This window comes from Yersinia aleksiciae, from assembly GCF_001047675.1.
Lineage (GTDB): Bacteria > Pseudomonadota > Gammaproteobacteria > Enterobacterales > Enterobacteriaceae > Yersinia > Yersinia aleksiciae.
In genome coordinates this window covers 622,947-643,609 of the sequence record NZ_CP011975.1, presented here as the reverse complement: position 1 = coordinate 643,609, position 20,663 = coordinate 622,947, and the positions used below count along the sequence as shown (strand labels likewise).

The window sequence follows — 20,663 nt, the reverse complement described above, 5'->3', positions numbered from 1 at the left end:
TAATTAATACAGTGAGAGAGTATGCAGGATAACAGTGGTCAATGACAAAATGGAGAGTGGCCGATTTTATGGCGTGTTTAAGCAGAGATAAGTGATAAGAGTAAACGCTAGAAAGCAAAAAACCGGCCATGAGCCGGTTTTTTTAAAGAGTGGTGGAGCTAGACGGGATCGAACCGTCGACCTCTTGCATGCCATGCAAGCGCTCTCCCAGCTGAGCTATAGCCCCACAAATTTGGTTGTTCGTGCTGATTTATCTCTGCGCCACCCATTTAACCTGACTGATTACGCGATAAAGCGTCACTCATCAAAAAGGTAAAATTTGGTGGAGCTAGACGGGATCGAACCGTCGACCTCTTGCATGCCATGCAAGCGCTCTCCCAGCTGAGCTATAGCCCCAATGCGCACATAATAAATCGTGTGAACGGGGCGCATGATATGAAACCGCTGAAACAGTGTCAACGGCTAATTCGATTTCTCGCGTCAAGCGCTGAAAAAGCCGCCAAATCGGTCAGCAAACAGCAGAATAAATGGAATCCAGCTCACAATTAGTGGCGCTATCCATATAGAAAAGGCGGCTGAGTCGCCGCCTGATCATATTGAGAATGCTCAGTTATTACTGCTGAGCTTCGCGTTCGCTGATAAAGGCCAGTGCTTTATCAATTCGGGCCAGTGAGCGAGACTGACCGATAGCATGAACGGTCACATCCATCCCCGGCGATTGGCCTGCACCGGTGACGGCAACACGCAGCGGCATACCAACCTTGCCCATACCAACACCTAACTCGTCAGCAGTGCCCTGAATGGCGTTGTGTACGTTTTCTGTGCTCCAGTCAGTGATAGCGGCGAGTTTAGCTTTGACAGCTTCAAGCGGCTGGCGGGCTACAGGGCGCAAATGTTTTTTAGCTGCATCAGCATCGAATTCATCAAATTCTTCGTAGAAGTAGCGGCAAGACTCCGCCATTTCTTTCAGTGTCTTACACCGCTCGCCCAGCAGCTTAACAATTTCAACCAATTCAGGGCCGTTACGGGTATCGATACCCAACTGCTCCACATGCCACGACAACTGCACGGCAACCTGTTCTGGAGGCAAGCTATTGATATAGTGATGGTTCAACCATTGCAGCTTTTCAGTATTGAAAGCACTGGCTGATTTGCTCACCGCATCAAGTGTGAATAGCTCGGTCATTTCGGCAACAGAGAAAATCTCTTGATCGCCATGGGACCAACCCAAACGCACCAAATAGTTCAGCAAGGCTTCTGGCAGGTAGCCGTCATCGCGGTATTGCATTACGCCAACAGCGCCGTGACGTTTAGACAGTTTTTTGCCGTCATCACCCAGGATCATGGAAACGTGAGCATATTCAGGAACGGGGGCACCCAACGCTTTCAGAATATTAATTTGGCGAGGCGTATTATTGATATGGTCTTCACCACGAATAACATGCGTGATTTCCATATCCCAGTCATCGACCACGACACAGAAGTTATAGGTCGGTGAACCATCAGTACGACGGATGATTAGATCATCCAGTTCTTGGTTGCTGAATTCGATCGGCCCACGGATCTTATCGTCGAAGATAACCGAGCCTTCCTGCGGGTTACGAAAACGCACAACCGATGGCTCATCCGCGCCATGGGTGCACTGGCTATCACGGCAACGGCCATCGTAGCGAGGTTTCTCACCATTGGCCATTTGGGTCTCACGAAGCTCATCCAAGCGCTCTTTAGAGCAGTAGCAACGATAAGCGGTGCCTTTTTCCAACATTTGGTCAATGACGGCATTGTAGCGATCGAAACGTTTAGTCTGGAAATACGGGCCTTCATCCCAATCCAGATTCAGCCAGTTCATACCGTCCATAATGGCATCGATGGCTTCCTGGGTTGAGCGCTCAAGATCAGTGTCTTCTATACGCAGAACAAATTCACCGCCTAAATGACGGGTGAACAACCAGGAGTAGAGCGCGGTACGTGCGCCACCCACATGGAGATAGCCGGTAGGGCTGGGTGCAAAACGGGTTTTGATTTTCATTGGGATCGATGCCTTAATTACGCTACGCCAACCAGCAGACGCTGGTTGTTGCTCGAGATTCGAAAAAGTAGGCGCCATTCTACCACCCTGAGGTAATTCCTCAACGATGTTACCGATATGCCATCAACGATTACTAACAGATATAGCTAAACAAACGTTCATAGCGGCGATAAATATCGCATCCTGTTTAAATTTGCGGCGAACGGTTGTTTTCGTTTTAAAAACCGTTGACTCACTTCGAACTATCCCTATAATGCGACTCCAACAACACGGCGGGGCGATTAGCTCAGTTGGTAGAGCATCTCCTTTACACGGAGGGGGTCATCAGTTCGAATCTGGTATCGCCCACCAAACTCGACGTGTTGTGGATTAAAGCAGTAAATGAGATAGATGAGGGCGATTAGCTCAGTTGGTAGAGCATCTCCTTTACACGGAGGGGGTCATCAGTTCGAATCTGGTATCGCCCACCACTCATCACTCATCACTCATCACTCATCACTCATTGCTTTAGTGCATTAAGATTCAAGTAGTAGAAGTGGGCGATTAGCTCAGTTGGTAGAGCATCTCCTTTACACGGAGGGGGTCATCAGTTCGAATCTGGTATCGCCCACCACTTCTTTTACTCGTATTACCAATGCAATGGGTCGTTAGCTTAGCTGCCAGAACAGTTGATTTTTAGTCAATTGGTTAAAGGTTCGAGCCGAGCGAAGCGAGACAGCAACGCGTTAGCGTTGACCCGAAGAGCGAGTTCGCAGGATGATTGATTCCGCACGATGAGCACCGAATTGTCAGTAAGCAGTAAATACATAATGGGCCGTTAGCTCAGTTGGTAGAGCAGTTGACTTTTAATCAATTGGTCGCAGGTTCGAATCCCGCACGGCCCACCATTATGTAGCAGTACAAGTCATCCCGCACGACCCACCTTATGTAGCAGTACAAGTCATCCCGCAGGGCCCAGTATTATATCAAGTCTCCCCCAATACCTAATACCCAATATATTCTTCAACCTACCTGTTTCCAAATAAATCATCACCAAAACAAATCGTCCAGCACTGAATCGCAGACATAAAAAAAAGCGCCGTAGCGCCTTTTTAGAGAGTTTTTTCTGGTACTTAGAGCACCAGGCCCGCGATGGAGGCGGACAGCACACTGACCAGTGTAGAGCCGTACAGTAGCTTCAGGCCAAAGCGAGAAACCACGTTACCTTGATGCTCATTCAGACCCTTAATCGCACCGGCTACGATACCGATAGAGGAGAAGTTAGCGAATGAAACCAGGAATACAGACAAAATACCCACGCTGCGTGGTGACAGTGTTGCTGCGACTTTCTGCAAATCCATCATTGCCACGAATTCGTTAGAAACCAGTTTGGTTGCCATGATACCGCCAACTTGCAAAGCTTCATGAGTAGGTACGCCCATGACCCAAGCAAACGGGAAGAACACATAGCCCAGAATCCCTTGGAAGCTAATCCCAAACAGCAAGCTGAATAAGGCATTCATTGCAGCAATCAAAGCAATGAAACCAATCAGCATAGCAGCAACGATAATGGCTACTTTGAAACCGGCCAAGATGTATTCACCCAGCATTTCAAAGAAGCTTTGGCCTTCATGCAAGTTACTGAGTTGTAACTCTTCTTCATCTTCCGCTTTATACGGGTTGATCAACGACAACACGATAAAGGTACTGAACATGTTAAGCACCAGCGCTGCAACCACGAACTTCGCGTCCAGCATTGACATATAAGCACCCACAATCGACATAGACACTGTCGACATTGCAGTCGCCGCCATGGTGTACATGCGTTTTTCAGACATTTTGCCCAGAATGTCTTTATAAGCGATGAAGTTTTCAGACTGGCCCAGAATCAGTGAACTGACGGCGTTGAATGATTCCAACTTGCCCATGCCGTTAACTTTGGATAACAGAGTACCGATAATCCGAATAACCACCGGCAGTACTTTGATATATTGCAGAATGCCGATCAGAGCAGAGATAAAGACGATAGGGCATAACACTCTCAGGAAGAAGAATGCGAGACCTTTATCACCCATATTGCCAAAGACAAAATCAGTACCGGTCGCGGCAAATCCAAGTAGTTTATCGAATAGACCGGCGAATCCTTTCACAAAACCTAATCCAGCTTCCGAATGAAGGAAGAAGTACGCCAACAACACTTCAATAACCAGCAATTGAATAACAAACCGAATGCGAATGCTTTTACGATCTTTACAGATCGCCAAGGCTAATATGGCCACCACGACTAAGGCCAACGCAAACTGCAGAATATGGGACATGTGTGCTCCAAATTTGAGGCAGGCTAGATTTTGGTGGACATTTTATGTAACGGCTACATTAAAAACGAGATGTAGGCTGCAAATATAGAAATTCGTTTTCATAAATGCAAACAAATTAGCGGGGTTGATCACAAAAAAAATCGCTGTTAATAATTTGCTATGGCAGTAAGTTAGCTAGGCTAGTTTGCATAATTGTAGTGATCTGCCTTGAAAATAGCGACGTCACATTTAGCTCAACTTTTCAGAAACCAAAAGCGAATGATAACGACGCGGCAGATTAATGGGGATCGTCTATCAGAGAGATAAGTTTTGTCGATCTAAATGCGCTTGATAATTATTATCATTTAGATATTATGAGTAGTAATACAGAAGACGCAATTTTCTAAGGGTCATACTGAATGCTGAATAGCCGTGCTGTCGATACATCCCGCCGTACATCAAGGAAGGTTAAACTCTCCTTGATGGGGCCTGCTTTTATCGCTGCCATTGCTTATATTGATCCAGGTAACTTCGCCACTAATATTCAGGCCGGTGCCTCGTTCGGTTATACCTTGCTATGGGTGGTGGTGTGGGCCAACGTCATGGCGATGTTAGTTCAACTGCTCTCCGCCAAACTCGGTATTGCGACGGGCAAGAATCTGGCCGAGCACATCCGCGACCGCTTCCCACGACCCGTAGTTTGGGCTTACTGGGTGCAAGCTGAAATTATCGTCATGGCGACCGACCTGGCCGAGTTTATCGGGGCTGCCATCGGCTTCAAATTACTGCTGGGCGTGACATTACTGGAAGGGGCCGTGTTAACCGGGATTGCCACTTTCCTTATTCTTATGCTGCAAAATCGTGGGCAAAAGCCTATCGAATTGGTGGTCGGCGGTTTGTTATTGTTTGTCGCGGCAGCCTATATCGTGGAGTTGATTTTCTCTCAACCTAATATTGCGGCACTTGGCCGTGGGATGCTTATCCCAAATTTACCCAATGGTAACGCCGTATTCTTAGCTGCTGGTGTGCTGGGTGCGACCATTATGCCGCATGTTATTTACCTACATTCAGCATTGACGCAAGCGGAAGGGAAAGAGTCCAAAGCTCAGCGTTATGCTTCGACCCGATTTGATGTGGCGATTGCGATGACAATTGCCGGTTTTGTCAATCTGGCGATGATGGCAACTGCCGCCGCCGCTTTTCATTTCAGCGGTTACCAGCACGTCGCTGAGATAGAAGAGGCGTATTTGACTCTACAACCGCTGCTGGGTAATGCCGCCGCCACTGTTTTTGGTTTGAGTTTAATCGCCGCTGGGCTTTCATCGACTGTCGTCGGTACGATGGCGGGGCAAGTGGTCATGCAGGGGTTTGTGCGGTTTTATATTCCAATGTGGCTGCGTCGCTCGGTGACCATGTTGCCCTCCTTTATTGTCATTCTGGTGGGGGTAGATGCAACACGGATATTAGTAATGAGTCAGGTATTACTGAGTTTTGGTATTGCGCTAGCGTTGGTGCCATTACTGGTTTTCACCGGCAATAAAGAGTTGATGGGTGAACTGGTTGATACAAAATTCACTCAGATTTTGGGTAAGTTAGTCGTCTTGTTCGTGATTGGGCTAAATGGTTATCTGCTGGTTAGCTTAATTTAACTATCGAGGTTGGCGGGGTGTGGCTAAACAACCCGCCAGCGCTTCTTTAATTAATCATCATCGTGATGACCGTGGCCATGGCCTTTACCCTGATGATGTTTTTTACCGTGTTTATCATAGTGCTTATCGTATTTCCAATAACGCCCTTCACGGTAATAATAATTTTTGTTCCACCAATCCCTACCTTGCCAACGGTGACCATCCCAGTAATGTCCATGGCGGTTACGTTCGCCTAAATCCCGCCCTTGATGATCTTGCCACCATTGGCGGTCACGCCAGTCATAACCATCCCAATAATTACCGCTGCGGTCTTGCTCGCCAATGTTCAAAGTGACACTGGGCAATAACTCAATGCTCTCAGCATTTGCCATCGGAATGAGTGGCAGCCAGGCTAATATCGTTATCAGCAACAGGGGTTTTACCCTTCTTGGTCTTACGACACTCAGTTTCAACATCGTCGATTGAAACGCGGTTACTTTTAACATGATTGATCCTTACTAGGCCTTATTGGCTATAGCGTTATCTTAGACGGTTCGCCAGCCGCTGGGATTCGGATAAAACTGTAAAATAGGAATTTAGGATTTATCTGTGGGGATGATGGATGCTAATGGGACAGGGGCCGTTGAGTACCCCTGTCCCTGTTTTACAGGGAGAGCGTTTACACCAAAATAGCCTCAATTATGCTTATTTCTTCAGCGCTGAACTCAGTATTCGCCAACATCCCTACCGCGTCGTCAATCTGGCTCGTCTTGCTGGCACCAATCAGCGCCGATGTTACCCGCCCGCCACGTAATACCCAGGCTAAAGACATCTGCGACAGTTTCTGTCCGCGAGCCAGGGCCAGTTCATTCAATCGACGAATTTTAGTCAGTTTTTCTTCTGTTAGTTGCTCAGGATTAAGGAATTTACTGCCGCTGGCGGCCCGAGAGTCCTGCGGGATACCCGCTAAATAACGATCCGTCAACAACCCGCCCGCCAGCGGGGAGAAGGCGATAGATCCCGCGCCGTATTCATCCAGCGCATCTTGTAGGTCAGCTTCAATCCCGCGTTCAAACATAGAATATTTAGGTTGATGGATCAGGCAAGGCGTACCCAGTTCCGCCAGAATCTCAAATGCTTGCCGCGCTTGCGCAGCAGGATAGTTGGACAAGCCGATATACAGTGCTTTTCCTTGGCGCACCAGCAGATCCAACGCGGCCATGGTCTCTTCCAATGGTGTATTAGGATCGGGGCGGTGATGATAGAAGATATCAACATAATCCAGCCCCATACGTTGCAAACTCTGATTGATACTGGCGACCAGATATTTCTTCGAGCCCCAATCACCATAGGGGCCAGGCCACATGGTGTAGCCCGCTTTGGAGGAGATAATCAACTCATCGCGATAAGGGCGCAGGTCCTGCTGTAGGATTCGACCAAAGTTCAGCTCGGCAGAACCGGGAGGTGGGCCATAGTTATTGGCTAAGTCGAAATGAGTGATGCCACTATCAAAAGCGCGATGAATGAGATTGCGACTATTTTCGTACAGCGTGCTGTCACCAAAATTATGCCACAGACCCAGAGAAATGGCGGGAAGCATTAGCCCACTACGACCACAACGATGATATTTCATCTCCTGATAGCGGGAGGATGCCGCTTGATAGACCATGATGCCCCTTATTGAACAAAGTAGATGACACTTTAGTGTATGCGTTTTCACTCGTTGATGAAGTTGGCAGGATCACAGAGTTGATCTGCAGTGGTGCGCACCAGAATAGGAGAGATGTCAGGAAATAATGACAGTGATAGGTAATTAATAATTTTAAAACATTATATTTATTTATGATTTGCCTAATACTTAATTAATCGAGTAAGTATTAGGGGCGTTATCATAATGGCTAATAACCATATTACTAATAACTATATGAGTAATAACTACAAAGTCGCTGATTATTTACTGGATCGGTTAGTACAAGTGGGTATCCGGCATCTCTTTGGTGTTCCTGGTGATTTTAACCTCCATTTTTTAGATCATGTGATCAGCCATCCAGTGATTCAATGGATGGGGTGTGCTAATGAGCTGAATGCGGCCTATGCCGCTGATGGCTATGCGCGGGTCATGCCAGCGGCAGCGCTGCTGACCACAGTTGGTGTCGGTGAGCTAAGTGCCATCAATGGCACCGCAGGCAGTTTCGCTGAATACCTTCCGGTGATTCATATTGTTGGCACCCCAGTATTGCGCTCGCAAAAAGCCGGAGAGTTGTTGCATCACTCATTAGGCGATGGCGATTTCAGCCATTTTTCCCGCATGGCGAAAGAGGTCAGCTGTGCACAGGCCAGCTTAACCGCCGAGAATGCGGTGGCTGAAATTGACCGCCTACTGGCGGCGGCGTTATCTCAACGGCGTCCGGTCTATCTCCAACTCCCCATTGATGTCGGCGAGTCTGATGTGGTGAGGCATTCAGGCGCGTTGGTCCTTCCTCAAGCTATTTTATCGCCAACATCTTTGCAGGCATTTATTGAGGCGGCGCGTGAGAAATTACAGTCGGCGCATCGGGTGGCGCTGCTCGCCGATTTTCTGGCGGACCGATTTGGTGCGCGATCATCACTGAATCACTGGTTGTCAGAGGTGGATCTACCGCACTCGACGCTGCTGCTGGGGAAGGGGGTGCTGGATGAGACTCACCCGCTATTTATCGGCACTTATGCTGGGGTGGCCAGTGACGCCAGTGTTAAAGAGTATATTGAAAATGCCGATGTGCTCATCACCGTCGGGGTGTGGTTTGTCGATACCATTACTGCCGGATTCAGCCAGCATATCACTCAGGATAATTGTATTGATGTCCAGCCGGAGCAGGTGCGTATTGGGCGAAAAGTTTTCAGCCAGATCCCGATGGTTGCCGCTGTCAATGCTTTGCATGGGTTGTGCAAAACCCTACAGACAGAATGGCAACAGCCCGTTATCACCCGCCACACACCCGAGATCTCGAAAGATAACATGCTGAATCAGCAAGTATTTTGGTCTCACATTCAGCACTTTCTACGGCCAGACGATATTGTGGTGACGGATCAGGGCACCTCATGCTTTGGGGCTGCCATGCTGAATTTACCTTCCGGATGTACGTTTATCACTCAGTCATTGTGGGGTTCGATTGGTTTTAGTTTACCTGCGGCCTATGGCGCGCAGGTGGCGCAACCTCAACGACGGCTGATATTGCTGGTGGGGGATGGTGCCGCGCAACTGACCATCCAAGAGTTGGGGTCAATGCTCCGTGATGGGTTAAATCCTATTATTTTCCTGCTGAATAACCAAGGGTATACGGTAGAGCGGGCTATCCATGGGCCACAGCAGCGCTACAACGACATTGCCGCGTGGAACTGGACGCAATTACCGCAAGCATTGGCGGCGGGTAAAGAATCCTTTACACGCAGAGTCACCGAGGTTGAGCAACTGCAACAGGTGTTGGCTCAAATCGAAAATACCCAACAGCTGACGTTCATTGAGGTGGTACTGCCACCCATGGACATGCCTGAGTTACTAAAAAGTGTCACCAAATCTATTGAGGCTCGGAATACGACTATCTGATCTCACCAGTTAACTGTTCCAACAACCAATAGCCTGCCGGACCCGGCGGGCTTTTTTTCGACCAAACGGCATCAATAGAGATCATTTTTGGCCAACCAATGGTCGGTAACGACACCAGTTTTCGGCGGCTGTATTGCTCAACCAGCCAGCGAGGCAAAATAGCCCAACCGAAACCCTGCTCGGCCATTTCCAACAACATTAAATAACTGGGGGCAGACCACATTAACCCTTGCGGTTGATTGCGTTCGGTGCGGTTGTAGGTGTTGAGGCAGAGTTGGCGGGTGGTGGCCAACTGCTCGCGGTGAACTTGAGGCAGCTTTGCCAGCGGGTGATCAGCTTGCACAAATATGGCCATTTCAGTTTGAGCGGATAGGCGGCGGGCAGCAATGTCCGGCGGATAGCTGTGTTGAACCTCCACGACACCAATGTGCGCGCGTCTGAGCTGTAATAGATCAATAACGTCGGCATCTTCGGCGATCAGGCACTCAAATTCGATATCAGGGTAGCGCTGCTCAAAACGCCGCAATAGATTTTCATGATGTGTCGGCTGATAGGTATCGGACAGCACAAAGGTGAGCCGAGTTTCAACCTGACCCGCCAGACGAATTGACAGCGAATCCAGCCGTTCGCTGGCGGCCAGAATCTCTTGTACGTGGGACAAGACCCGGCGGCCATGATCAGTTAACACGGGCTGGCGTGCCTGCCTATCAAATAGCGTCAACCCCAGATCTGTCTCCAGATTGGCGATGGCAGTGCTGATCGTAGACTGACTTTTACGTAGCTTACGTGCGGCAGCGGAGAATGAGCCGAGTGCGGCGGCTTCCACAAAGGCAATCAAAGCTTCGGGAGAATAATGCATAAACTATCTATTTTATCGATGGGTTCTAATTTCAATCTATCTTAAAAAACGATGATAATCACCTCAGACAATCAGTTATCGGTTAAATAAATAGGTATTTTATGCAAGTTCATCACAAATCTCTTTCTGAGCGCGTTATCCATGCGATCGGTTTTGAAGTCATTGCCGTGGCGATTTGTGCGCCAGTTGGCGCATGGCTGTTGGATCGCTCAATACTGCAAATGGGAACATTGACTATCATTCTCTCCTCCGTGGCGATGCTGTGGAACATTATTTACAACACGCTGTTCGACTCCCTTTGGCCTGTTAGTCGGGTCGCTAAGACCCTGCGTGTGCGAGTATTCCATGCTCTGGGCTTTGAAGGGGGCTTTATCCTGATTGGCTTGCCGATTGCGGCTTATGTATTAGGGGTTTCACTGCTACAGGCATTTATGTTGGAGATCGGGTTTTTCCTGTTCTTCCTGCCTTACACCATCTGCTACAACTGGGCCTATGACAACTTACGCATGCGAATTATCCGTGCTCGTCTTGCCTGCGGTGTTGACCCCAGCGCCAGATAAAAGTCGCAGTTCATCTGAGATTTAATCGCCATTTTTCACCTTCAGCAGCGGCATTTTGCCGTTGCTGAAACGTTTTTATGTGATCTTCATCGCAAAGCGAAAGGGTTTACAGCATTGAGATTGTTGTTTCTCCAACCTAATTTTACAGTGGTGAAAGTAGAAGTTTAGCATCCCTGTAACGGAGAAGTTTCTGATGACGAGCTATGCCCTGGTGGGTGACGTTGGCGGCACTAATGCCCGTTTGGCGCTTTGCGCTGTGGCGACGGGTGAAATATCACAAGCAAAAACATATTCAGGGCTGGAATACGACAGTTTAGAAGATGTTATCAGGCAATATTTGTCAGAGCATACGGCGACAATAACAGATGCTTGTATCGCCATTGCTTGCCCAATTACTGGCGATTGGGTCGCGATGACTAATCATACTTGGGCATTTTCGATTGCGGCCATGAAGCAAAGTTTGGGGCTGAATCATTTAGAAGTGATCAATGATTTCACGGCGGTCTCGATGGCGATCCCCGTGCTGTCCGAGCAAGATGTGCTGCAATTTGGTGGCACTGCGCCCCAGCCGGGCAAGCCCATTGCGGTCTATGGCGCGGGCACCGGATTGGGGGTAGCGCATTTAGTCAATGTGGATCGCCGCTGGATAAGCCTGCCGGGCGAGGGCGGTCATGTCGATTTCGCGCCCAATAGCGAAGAAGAGGATCGCATTCTGGCGGTATTGCGTCAGGAGCTGGGCCACGTCTCTGCCGAGCGGGTACTTTCTGGTCCTGGGTTGGTGAATCTCTATCGGGCGATCGTAATCTCTGATGCACGCCTGCCGGAAAATCTGGCACCGAAAGATGTGACTGAGCGGGCGCTAGCGGATAGCTGTACTGACTGCCGCCGCGCATTGTCGCTGTTCTGCGTCATTATGGGGCGCTTTGGCGGCAACCTGGCGTTGAATCTCAGCACCTTTGGCGGCGTTTATATCGCTGGCGGTATTGTGCCGCGCTTTATGGAATTCTTTAAAGCCTCCGGTTTCCGTGGCGCTTTTGAAGATAAAGGCCGTTTCAAAGATTTCTTGCACGATATTCCGGTATATATGATTACCCATCAACAGCCGGGGTTGTTGGGCGCGGGAGCTTATCTGCGTCAGACATTGGGGCATGAATTATAAGTTTCCTTATTTATATCCGTTGAAACACAACAGCAGAGCCAAGGCTCTGCTTTTTTATGACCCAATATCATCAGCTATCAAGCATGGCTATTGGCGGTGGCACCGGTAGGGGCGGAAGTGCTGTTTTCTGCCTCTGTGACGGCACCTTTTGGTGGCTTGATAATGAGTGTCAGCAGCAAGGAAATGACTGACAGCACCGCGATGACGATAAAGGTGGCGTGATACCCGCCCAGACGCGCGGCAATAAACGAACCTGCCAATGCGCCCAATCCAAAGCCCTGATAGATAACCCCATAGTTTTTGCTGTGATTTTTCAGGCCAAAGAAGTCGCCAACGATAGCAGGGAACACGGTGATATTACCGCCGAAACAGAAGGCAATAGCCCCCACGCACAGGAAGAACAGGGCGTGAGTCAGCGGAACAAAGGTCAGAACGGAGACTGCCAGAGTGGTGACCAGCAGGGTGAAACTGATCACCCGTAGGCGGCCTACTTTATCGGATAGCGCACCCAAAATAATACGTCCGGCGGTATTAAAGATGGCGATAGCTGAAACGGTATTCGCCGCCGTAGCCAAATCCATCCCTGCTAATTGCACTCCCAAGTCTTTCACGATACCAATCAGATACAGGCCACTCATACAGGCAGTGAAGAAGATGATAAACAGAAAGTAGGACTCTTTGACTGCCAGCATCTCACCGACGCTAAAATCGCGTCCCGCGTTTGCGGTTGGCAAGCGATTGGCCGTTGGTGGCACGACCGCTTTTTCCCGGAGCAGGAAAGAGCCCGCCCCGACCAACACCATCACGATAATGCCCCAATAGAAGAACGCCAACGACACACCCTGATTAGCAATAAGGCTGGCATTGACGTATTTGAACAGCAGGCTACCGGTACCAAATGCTCCGACGGAGATCCCTGAAATCAGCCCCTTACGTTCTGGGAACCACTTAATCAGATTCGACAGCGTGGTGATGTAGGCGGTGCCATCGGCAAAACCAACCACAATCCCCGCCAGCAGATAGATCATCCCCAGTGAGGTGGCAAAGGAGCTGGCAATCAACCCCAAACCGAGGATGATGCCGGAAATCAGTGTCAGCTTACGGATGCCAATACGCTCTTGCAGGCGGCCAGCAAAGAGTGTCGCAATAGCCAGAGAGAAACTGGTGATGGAGAAGGTAGTCGCAACCGCTCCCAATGACCAACTGAACTTCTCTCCTAATGGCTGATTAAATAAGCTCCAGGTATAGATAGTGCCCAGACCCATTTGAACGATGATAGTACCTACAACGATTAGCCAACGATTTACCGGTTTACTGCTCATGCCGGACTCCTTAAACATCAATGCAATGTGGCCCGAATATGGCTATTGATAGCGATAAATAGCGTCGGAAGCCTAAAAGTTACGCGCTGATGGAGCACCGGAAATCTTGTGTTGAGGTGTTATCAGCCCGCCGAATGAAACCAGTATACGGGCGGGCTAATAGCTATAGATCGAAAGGGGAATGAGCTGCACTCCAGGTGGAATGAAATGCATTTAAAGGCGCATCAGTTGCCTGAATTCTTTTATCTTGCTGCGGCTGACGGGGACTTCAAAGTCCAAATCACTGAGTCGCAGAATGTAAGTGTTGTTAAACCAAGGTACGATTTCGCGGATTTTGGCTAAATTCACGCAATAGGAGCGATGGCAGCGGAAGAAATACTCCTCCGGTAAACGGCTACAAAACTCAGTGATATTCATCGGCATGATAAATTCTTCGCGGCGAGTGTAGACCAACGTGACCTTCTCTTGTGCTGCCGCATAGTAGATATCATTGATGTCAGTGACGATAATGCGCTCATCTTTCATTAGATTGATGGTATGTGCCGCAGCGCGAGGGTTAGGGCTGCTGGTTTGATCTCTATTTTGGCGATCACGCTTATGCAGTGCCTCCAGCTTTTGCAGCATGGTGACGATACGCGACTCGTGGTAAGGCTTCAAAATATAGTCGAACGCTTCAATCTCAAAAGCTTCAACCGCATGCTCTTTATAGGCGGTGATAAAGATAATATAAGGTTTATGGGTAAATTTGCTGATGTTCTGAGCCAGCAGCACCCCATCCAGTGACGGAATGTTAATATCGAGAAAAATAGCATCAACCTGATGATTTTGCAGATATTTAAGCACGTCTAGTCCATCATCAAAAGTGGCCCCAATGGTGATGTTACTGTGCTGGTTAATCAGATAGCTCAACTCTTCCTGAGCCAGAAACTCATCTTCAACAATGATTGCTTTCACGGGTTAAACTCCGACTGAAATGCTGGGTTCTGCATGGATCTTGCCGCCATTCTTGCTGATATAAAAAGAAATCTCGGTGCCCGGTTCCATGCGACGGATCTGTAAACCTTCGCCATAGAGTAATTTCACCCGGTGATGCACATTCAGTAAACCAATTTTATTGCCCGGCATTTCATTGTTGGCGACGCGCTCAATGGTTTCTGGGTTAATACCATGGCCAGTGTCTTTGACTGAAATCTTGATTTGATCACCATGGTCTTTGACGGCAATAACCACCACGCCTTTGCCACGATAGGGCTGAATGCCGTGCACAATGGCATTCTCCACCAAAGGTTGGATCAGCAAGCTAGGGATTTTCAGCGCAATATCATCGTCAATATCATAAATGACCGTCAACTTGCTGCCAAAGCGGGCCTGCTCAATGGCGATATAGTCCTGAATTTGATGGAGTTCTTTGCGGATATCAATTTGTTCATCATTCAGCTCAAGGTTATAGCGCAGGTAACGAGATAAATTGATGATCAATTGACGAGCGGTGTCTGGATTAATGCGGATCGACGACGAAATCGCATTCAACGCATTAAATAAAAAGTGCGGGTTAATTTTGCTTTGCAGTGCGCGCATTTCCGCTTTATTCGCCATCTCACGCAGTTGCTCGATGCGGGAAACCTCGATCTGAGTCGAGATAATCTGCGACAAACCCACCGCCATCACTTTCAGCGAATAGGTGATTTTATGGGCATGACAGTAATAGATTTTCAGCGAGCCCGTCACTTCACCCTTTTCCCATAGTGGAATAATAATTAGCGAGTGAATCTGCGGTGTGCGGTGCACCTCATCGTTATTGCGGATGGTAATCTTGCCGCGCTGAATACTCTCTTTGGTGATATCACTAATAATCTCATGGCCGATATCGTAGGTTTCAACCCCGACCCCCACGTAAGCCAAAATATTTTGGGTATCGGTGATAGCAACCGCATCTGCTTTGATATCGTTGCGAATTATTTCGCATACGCTACGTAAGGATTCGCCATTAATATTGCGGAAATAGGGCAAGGTTTTATTGGCGATATCCAAGGCGAGTTTGGCCTGCCGTGCCGCAATGACCTCTTTTTCATCCTCGACACTCTGCACCAGCAGCACAATCAGCCCGATACACACTGCCCCTAAAATCATCGGAATGGCGATTTTAGACACAATATCGATACCTAATGCCGTCGGTTTGGCCCAAATGACCACTAATAGCATGGTCAGTGATTCGCATATCATACCCGCTAAAATACCGACACTCCATTGCCGCTCTTTCTTCACCTTCAGGTTGATATAGCCCGACATTAAGCCAGCGATAATACTGGTAATCAGACAGGGTACTGACGTAATACCATCAATATCAATCAAATAGCGGTGAGAACCGGCAATCAAACCGGTAATGATCCCGACCCAAGGGCCAAAGAGAATCCCACCAGACATGACAGCAATGACACGGACATTGACCAACGAACCTTCGACGTTAATGCCGGAATAAGTGCCGAAAATCGCGAATAATGAGAAAATGGCGGTCACAGCGGCCAGTTCCAGCGGGGTGTGTTTCTCTTTTTGCAGTAACTGACGGAACAGGCGGGTGCGGGTCAGGAAGAACAGGCAAATTAGCATCAGTGCGGCACGATCAAACACCGCCAGTAGCATTTCAAATATCTGGTGCACGCTATTTTCTCTTGGCAACGGCCTGGGATCTTAGGTCGAAGATAATCAGATCTTGAGGTGAATAAGCGGCTAACTATAAGGAAAAGGGCGGCTGACCGCTACTTTATCCGTGCTATCGAGGGGATGAAGCCGATCTGCCGGAGGAAGAACCTCCAGCAGGGAGAGTAGGAGGGATGATTTATTCGGTCATTCCCAGTTGCTGTTTGCCTATCGGCGTCAGATTATCAGCAGTAGCTCTGCCGGAGAAATCGACTTCGAAGTCATCGGCGGCAAAGTCCGGTGGCGAGCGGCCATCCATAAAGCTGGCTAACTGGCGCGGCAAATAGGCGGCGTTCTTTTCACACCATGGGGCAGCGGCGATGTACATCACGTTGCTGTCAAACTCACCATTATGCTCGTTTTCAACGGAGTGAATCACATCGCAATGCCAAAATACGGTGTCGCCCGCTTCCAAATCAGGAATAGGGGAAATCGCCTCGATTAAAAGAGGATGCCACTGTTCGGAAGCTGACAGTGCACGACCCGGCGCGGCACCACACAGGTCATCTTCAGCCACATCATCCTGAAGTGCGCGCAGCAAGATATAGGCCATGGCATTGGCGATCGGGATGACATTTAACGTCCCAGCATGGGTACGTTGAGGGGTCAGCGCGGTCCAGCCCTGGAAAGTCCGGAACATCGAACACACCGCAGGTGACGGGAATTCACGTGCTTCCGGACGCCCTTCTGCCGCGAATGGATCATACTTCTGCCATTCACCAGAGAACACATGGCGATACACATGGCGGAAGTTTTCATCCAGCCAGCGCTCAATCGAACCGCCATCCACATGGGGTGATAAGCCCAGAGAGGAGGATTTTGGCGGGCGGCGGCGTGTGCGGTCAGCATAGGTCACTACGCGGTTAGCATCAAAATGCTGCTTGCCATTACTCTCGGCTTGCCAGAGATTATTCAAGAATATCTGTACCGCATTCATGCGCTGATCCTGACGAGCTTCAACTTGCGGTGTTGACCAATAAATACCGTAAATTTGTGGCTTGCTGGCAGCCAGAGTGCCGAAATAATTATCTTCGGCGGCATTTTTCAGCCGCTCGACAAAGTTATTACGCTCCAGATAGCTGCCGACTTCGCGATTCCAGGCAGCCGCTTTTTCTGTCGGGAAAACTCCGAGGATGGCACAGCATCCCCGTTGCTTTATTTGCGCTTTTTGTTCATCAGTCACTTTGCCATTGATAATATCATCAGCATGAATGCGCGGGACGGGGTTTTCACCCTGCGCTAGAGTGCGGCGGATCTCGGTCACTTGCTGGCGAATGTTCTCTTCAACGGCTTGAAACACCTGCTGGTAATCAGGTAGCGCCTGACGTAATTGTTGTTTCACCGCTTTGATTGCTGCGGGAATATCGTCTATTTGTAATGAAGCCATAATGCTGATTCTCCGATAGCTGTAGGGTTGAGGCGGTGGAGTGTGTCGGGTGGTGCTGACTATTTGTTTGTTTTTTGTTACCTTGGAGTAAACATTATTCAAGTAAAATGGAGAAGAATAAAGGGATGAGGTTATGACAAAATTTCCCCTTTAATTTTCGATCCTCTTTTTATCATTAACATCTGTAATTTGAGGGAAAAATGGCACCTGTGATTCAAATGTTCGGCAGCTCCCCCCTATCACTGAGGACACCTCGGTTGCAGCTCGATAGCCTTAATGAGCAGGATTGGCCGCTGTTTTTGCATTTATATCAAGACCCTGAGGTTCAGCGTTATATAGCTGATCCGATGGATTTAGCTGAAATTCGTGCGCGGTTTGAGTCACGTCTGATGCCGTGGGAAAAGAGTGCTAACCATTGGCTTTGCCTGGTTGTTCGCGAAAAGAGAAGCGGGCAACCCGTGGGATTGACGGGATTTTTAGCTGAGTGGTTGCCGTTACAGCAAGCTGAGGTGGGCTATGCCATGTTGCCCTCTTATCAGGGGAAAGGTTTTGCCAAAGAGTCGCTGATGGCAGTATTGGCGTTTGGTTTCCAGCAGTGCTTATTCCATAAAATGACAGGGACAGTCACGGTGGGGAACCATGCTTCACGGGGGGTGCTAGAGCGCTGTGGTTTTCAGTTGGAGGGCACTTTGCGTGATAACTATCAGTTAGGTGGGCAGTGGTGCGATGATTGGGTCTTGGGGATGCTGGAGAGTGAATTTCAATCGCAGTCACTTATCCGATGAGTGAGATATTTATGAGCAGCTACTCGACAGCAATACAGCGCTAGGATATGTTCATAAATAGACCATTTACTGGTCAGCGTCGCTCGGATGGTCCGGGCGCTCACGTATCCCGAGGAAATTATGGCTGAATACCCTTCCAAACGTCGTTTTACCCGCATTGAACGTCTTCCCCCTTATGTATTCAATATCACTTCTGAGCTAAAAATGGCGGCGCGCCGTCGTGGTGAAGACATTATTGATTTCAGTATGGGTAATCCGGATGGCCCGACACCGCCACATATCGTTGAGAAAATGTGCAGTGTCGCGCAACGTGAAGATACCCACGGCTATTCAACCTCCCGAGGGATCCCCCGCCTACGCCGGGCCATTTCTCGCTGGTACGCCGATCGCTACCAAGTGGATATTGACCCTGAAAGCGAAGCGATTGTCACTATCGGCTCGAAAGAGGGGCTAGCGCATTTGATGCTGGCAACACTGGATCACGGTGATACCGTGCTAGTGCCGAACCCGAGCTACCCGATTCATATTTATGGTGCGGTCATTGCTGGCGCACAAGTGCGTTCGGTGCCACTGACTGAGGGCATTGATTTCTTCGGTGAGTTAGAGCGCGCGATCCGCGAAACTATTCCTAAACCGAAAATGATGATCCTCGGCTTCCCCTCTAACCCGACGGCACAGTGTGTCGAGCTGGACTTTTTCGAGCGGGTAGTGGCGTTGGCGAAGCAATATGACGTGCTGGTGGTGCATGACTTGGCCTATGCCGACATTGTTTATGATGGCTGGAAAGCGCCGTCAATCATGCAGGTTCCTGGCGCGAAAGACATTGCCGTGGAGTTTTTCACTTTATCCAAAAGTTACAATATGGCCGGTTGGCGCATTGGCTTTATGGTGGGCAATCCTGAACTGGTCAATGCACTGGCGCGCATTAAGAGTTATCACGATTACGGCACTTTTACCCCATTACAGGTCGCGGCCATTGCGGCGCTGGAAGGGGATCAGCAGTGTGTACGGGATATCGCCGAGCAATACCGCCAACGCCGTAACGCCTTGGTACGCGGGCTGCATGAAGCGGGTTGGATGGTCGAAAACCCGAAAGCCTCGATGTATGTCTGGGCTAAGATCCCCGAACCTTACGCGCATTTAGGCTCGCTCGAGTTTGCCAAACGTCTGCTATCGGAAGCGAAAGTCTGTGTCTCGCCGGGGATTGGATTTGGCGATTACGGTGATACCCATGTTCGTTTCGCGTTGATTGAAAACCAAGACCGTATTCGTCAGGCGGTGCGTGGCATTAAAAGTATGTTCCGCGCCGATGGCTTGCTGAAACCAGCTAAGCCCACATCAGATGAAACGGCGTAACGCACCTTTGTAGCCACGTAACGCTTATTCTGGCTGATTGATCAAGGTGATCAGTCAGAATAAAAGTGCTCCCCTTCAACATCATATATGTAACGCCTTAATGTTCTCTTCAGCTGTAATACACCATACTAATCATTGATGAATCAATTTGTTGTGACTTATTGGAGTGGGCGGCTATGAGAGATCGCTATTCGTTACCCCAGATAACCCTGCATTGGCTAACGTTATTGATGCTGATTTTGACCTATGCGGCAATGTTGCTCAGTGACAGCGTACCTGATGAAGATCGGACATTAGTGAAAAACCTGCATTTCAATTTTGGTATCTCTGTCTGGCTACTGATGCTGATTCGGCTCTGGTTGCGCCATCGAAATGTGATACCCGCTATCACCCCGAAATTACCAGATTGGCAACTCTTAGGGGCTCATATTTTGCATTGGGGGCTGTATCTGATGTTCTTATCCTTGCCGATACTGGGCGTGCTGGCGCAAGCCTACGGCGGGAAAACCTGGTTCTTACTGGGCTGGCAGGTACCGCAGTGGGTAACACCCAATGATGAAGCGCGATCTTACCTTAAGCAGGCTCACGAGCTAATCGCCAATTTGGGTTATTTTGTCATTGGGATTCACGTTTTGGCGGCACTTTATCATCATTATATTCGCCGTGATGATACATTGCGCAGAATGATGCCAGGCAAATGATTCAAAGTGCTAAAAATGATAAAGGGCGCGAATGCGCCCTTTATACGATGTCAGAGGGTGGATGGCTTGAGCCAATGTTACTCGACCATCATCATGAAGGTGCCAATCCAAACCACCAACATGATTGAGATACCCATAAAGAAATATTTCACTGAACAACTCCCCTTGGAGCTACTTCGCCAGTAACGATCCAAATTGCTGCGCTGAATTTACCCTTTTTACTTGGCGTTACAGGGGCTGCCTGTAATTCCACGTTCTTTGGGTATCAAATGGATGAATAATTCTTCCAACCAATAGCGTCCATTTCATCATAATCAG

General features: G+C 48.9%; 17 protein-coding genes, 6 tRNA genes and 1 other RNA gene. 12 read left to right on the top strand and 12 right to left on the bottom strand.

Going from position 1 to position 20,663, the window contains the following annotated elements; translation table 11 throughout:
* Positions 1-150: 150 nt before the first annotated feature.
* The 3 genes from ACZ76_RS03120 to gltX form a co-directional block, all read right to left on the bottom strand.
* Positions 151-226, bottom strand: a tRNA-Ala gene (locus ACZ76_RS03120).
* 94 nt (positions 227-320) lie between these two features.
* A tRNA-Ala gene (locus ACZ76_RS03115) sits at positions 321-396 on the bottom strand.
* 217 nt (positions 397-613) lie between these two features.
* Entirely contained in the window at positions 614-2,029 is a 1,416-nt protein-coding gene (gene gltX, locus ACZ76_RS03105; protein ID WP_048616718.1) for a glutamate--tRNA ligase, read from the bottom strand.
* Between the two features lie 275 nt (positions 2,030-2,304).
* Here gltX and ACZ76_RS03100 point away from each other — a divergent pair.
* From ACZ76_RS03100 to ACZ76_RS03085, 5 genes are all read left to right on the top strand, one after another.
* Positions 2,305-2,380 (top strand) — tRNA-Val (locus tag ACZ76_RS03100).
* A gap of 43 nt (positions 2,381-2,423) precedes the next feature.
* Positions 2,424-2,499, top strand: a tRNA-Val gene (locus ACZ76_RS03095).
* Between the two features lie 67 nt (positions 2,500-2,566).
* A tRNA-Val gene (locus ACZ76_RS03090) sits at positions 2,567-2,642 on the top strand.
* A gap of 38 nt (positions 2,643-2,680) precedes the next feature.
* Positions 2,681-2,809, top strand: a non-coding RNA gene (locus ACZ76_RS18105) — RtT sRNA.
* 31 nt (positions 2,810-2,840) lie between these two features.
* Positions 2,841-2,916 (top strand) — tRNA-Lys (locus ACZ76_RS03085).
* 225 nt (positions 2,917-3,141) lie between these two features.
* On the opposite strand, the gene ACZ76_RS03080 is transcribed toward ACZ76_RS03085, so the two are convergent.
* Positions 3,142-4,326 carry a NupC/NupG family nucleoside CNT transporter gene (locus tag ACZ76_RS03080; protein WP_048616716.1) on the bottom strand — a complete coding sequence of 395 codons (1,185 nt, stop codon included), beginning with the start codon at positions 4,324-4,326 and terminating at the stop codon, positions 3,142-3,144.
* Between the two features lie 398 nt (positions 4,327-4,724).
* Here ACZ76_RS03080 and ACZ76_RS03075 point away from each other — a divergent pair, with 398 nt between their 5' ends.
* Positions 4,725-5,954, top strand: coding sequence for an Nramp family divalent metal transporter (locus ACZ76_RS03075; RefSeq protein ID WP_048616714.1), 1,230 nt, complete (start codon positions 4,725-4,727; stop codon positions 5,952-5,954).
* 50 nt (positions 5,955-6,004) lie between these two features.
* Here ACZ76_RS03075 and ACZ76_RS03070 read toward each other — a convergent pair whose 3' ends face one another.
* A complete protein-coding gene (locus tag ACZ76_RS03070; RefSeq protein WP_072080974.1) occupies positions 6,005-6,439 on the bottom strand; it encodes a DUF2502 domain-containing protein in 435 nt (144 codons plus the stop codon).
* Between the two features lie 173 nt (positions 6,440-6,612).
* Complete coding sequence (locus ACZ76_RS03065) at positions 6,613-7,602, bottom strand: aldo/keto reductase (RefSeq protein ID WP_048616712.1); 990 nt, start codon at positions 7,600-7,602, stop codon at positions 6,613-6,615.
* A gap of 255 nt (positions 7,603-7,857) precedes the next feature.
* Here ACZ76_RS03065 and ACZ76_RS03060 point away from each other — a divergent pair, with 255 nt between their 5' ends.
* Positions 7,858-9,519 (top strand): alpha-keto acid decarboxylase family protein, encoded by a 1,662-nt coding sequence (locus ACZ76_RS03060; RefSeq protein WP_048620167.1) that lies wholly within the window; start codon positions 7,858-7,860, stop codon positions 9,517-9,519.
* Here the strand turns inward: ACZ76_RS03060 and ACZ76_RS03055 are convergent.
* A complete protein-coding gene (locus tag ACZ76_RS03055) occupies positions 9,512-10,378 on the bottom strand; it encodes a LysR family transcriptional regulator (RefSeq protein WP_048616710.1) in 867 nt (288 codons plus the stop codon). The genes ACZ76_RS03060 and ACZ76_RS03055 overlap by 8 nt on opposite strands.
* Positions 10,379-10,479: 101 nt before the next feature.
* Between ACZ76_RS03055 and ACZ76_RS03050 the strand changes: the two genes are divergently transcribed.
* Both ACZ76_RS03050 and glk read left to right on the top strand, forming a co-directional pair.
* Positions 10,480-10,938, top strand: a complete 459-nt coding sequence (locus tag ACZ76_RS03050) for a multidrug/biocide efflux PACE transporter (RefSeq protein WP_048616708.1) — start codon at positions 10,480-10,482, stop codon at positions 10,936-10,938.
* 193 nt (positions 10,939-11,131) lie between these two features.
* Entirely contained in the window at positions 11,132-12,097 is a 966-nt protein-coding gene (glk, locus tag ACZ76_RS03045) for a glucokinase (RefSeq protein WP_048616706.1), read from the top strand.
* A 77-nt stretch (positions 12,098-12,174) separates the two neighbouring features.
* On the opposite strand, the gene ACZ76_RS03040 is transcribed toward glk, so the two are convergent.
* The 4 genes from ACZ76_RS03040 to ACZ76_RS03025 form a co-directional block, all read right to left on the bottom strand.
* Positions 12,175-13,419, bottom strand: a complete 1,245-nt coding sequence (locus ACZ76_RS03040; RefSeq protein WP_048616704.1) for an L-lactate MFS transporter — start codon at positions 13,417-13,419, stop codon at positions 12,175-12,177.
* A gap of 213 nt (positions 13,420-13,632) precedes the next feature.
* On the bottom strand, positions 13,633-14,373 hold the full coding sequence (locus tag ACZ76_RS03035; protein WP_048616702.1) for a LytR/AlgR family response regulator transcription factor: 741 nt from the start codon (positions 14,371-14,373) through the stop codon (positions 13,633-13,635).
* A gap of 3 nt (positions 14,374-14,376) precedes the next feature.
* Complete coding sequence (locus ACZ76_RS03030; RefSeq protein ID WP_048616701.1) at positions 14,377-16,077, bottom strand: sensor histidine kinase; 1,701 nt, start codon at positions 16,075-16,077, stop codon at positions 14,377-14,379.
* A gap of 178 nt (positions 16,078-16,255) precedes the next feature.
* Positions 16,256-17,503 (bottom strand): DUF1479 domain-containing protein, encoded by a 1,248-nt coding sequence (locus ACZ76_RS03025; RefSeq protein ID WP_048616699.1) that lies wholly within the window; start codon positions 17,501-17,503, stop codon positions 16,256-16,258.
* A gap of 218 nt (positions 17,504-17,721) precedes the next feature.
* Here ACZ76_RS03025 and ACZ76_RS03020 point away from each other — a divergent pair, with 218 nt between their 5' ends.
* From ACZ76_RS03020 to ACZ76_RS03010, 3 genes are all read left to right on the top strand, one after another.
* Positions 17,722-18,288: a GNAT family N-acetyltransferase gene (locus ACZ76_RS03020; protein WP_048620166.1), complete on the top strand. Its 567-nt coding sequence runs from the start codon at positions 17,722-17,724 to the stop codon at positions 18,286-18,288.
* Between the two features lie 120 nt (positions 18,289-18,408).
* Complete coding sequence (alaC, locus tag ACZ76_RS03015) at positions 18,409-19,644, top strand: alanine transaminase (protein ID WP_048616697.1); 1,236 nt, start codon at positions 18,409-18,411, stop codon at positions 19,642-19,644.
* A gap of 176 nt (positions 19,645-19,820) precedes the next feature.
* Positions 19,821-20,345 carry a cytochrome b gene (locus ACZ76_RS03010; protein ID WP_048616695.1) on the top strand — a complete coding sequence of 175 codons (525 nt, stop codon included), beginning with the start codon at positions 19,821-19,823 and terminating at the stop codon, positions 20,343-20,345.
* Positions 20,346-20,422: 77 nt separating this feature from the next.
* Here ACZ76_RS03010 and ypdK read toward each other — a convergent pair whose 3' ends face one another.
* Positions 20,423-20,497: a membrane protein YpdK gene (gene ypdK, locus ACZ76_RS18950; RefSeq protein WP_099460453.1), complete on the bottom strand. Its 75-nt coding sequence runs from the start codon at positions 20,495-20,497 to the stop codon at positions 20,423-20,425.
* Positions 20,498-20,663 lie beyond the last annotated feature (166 nt).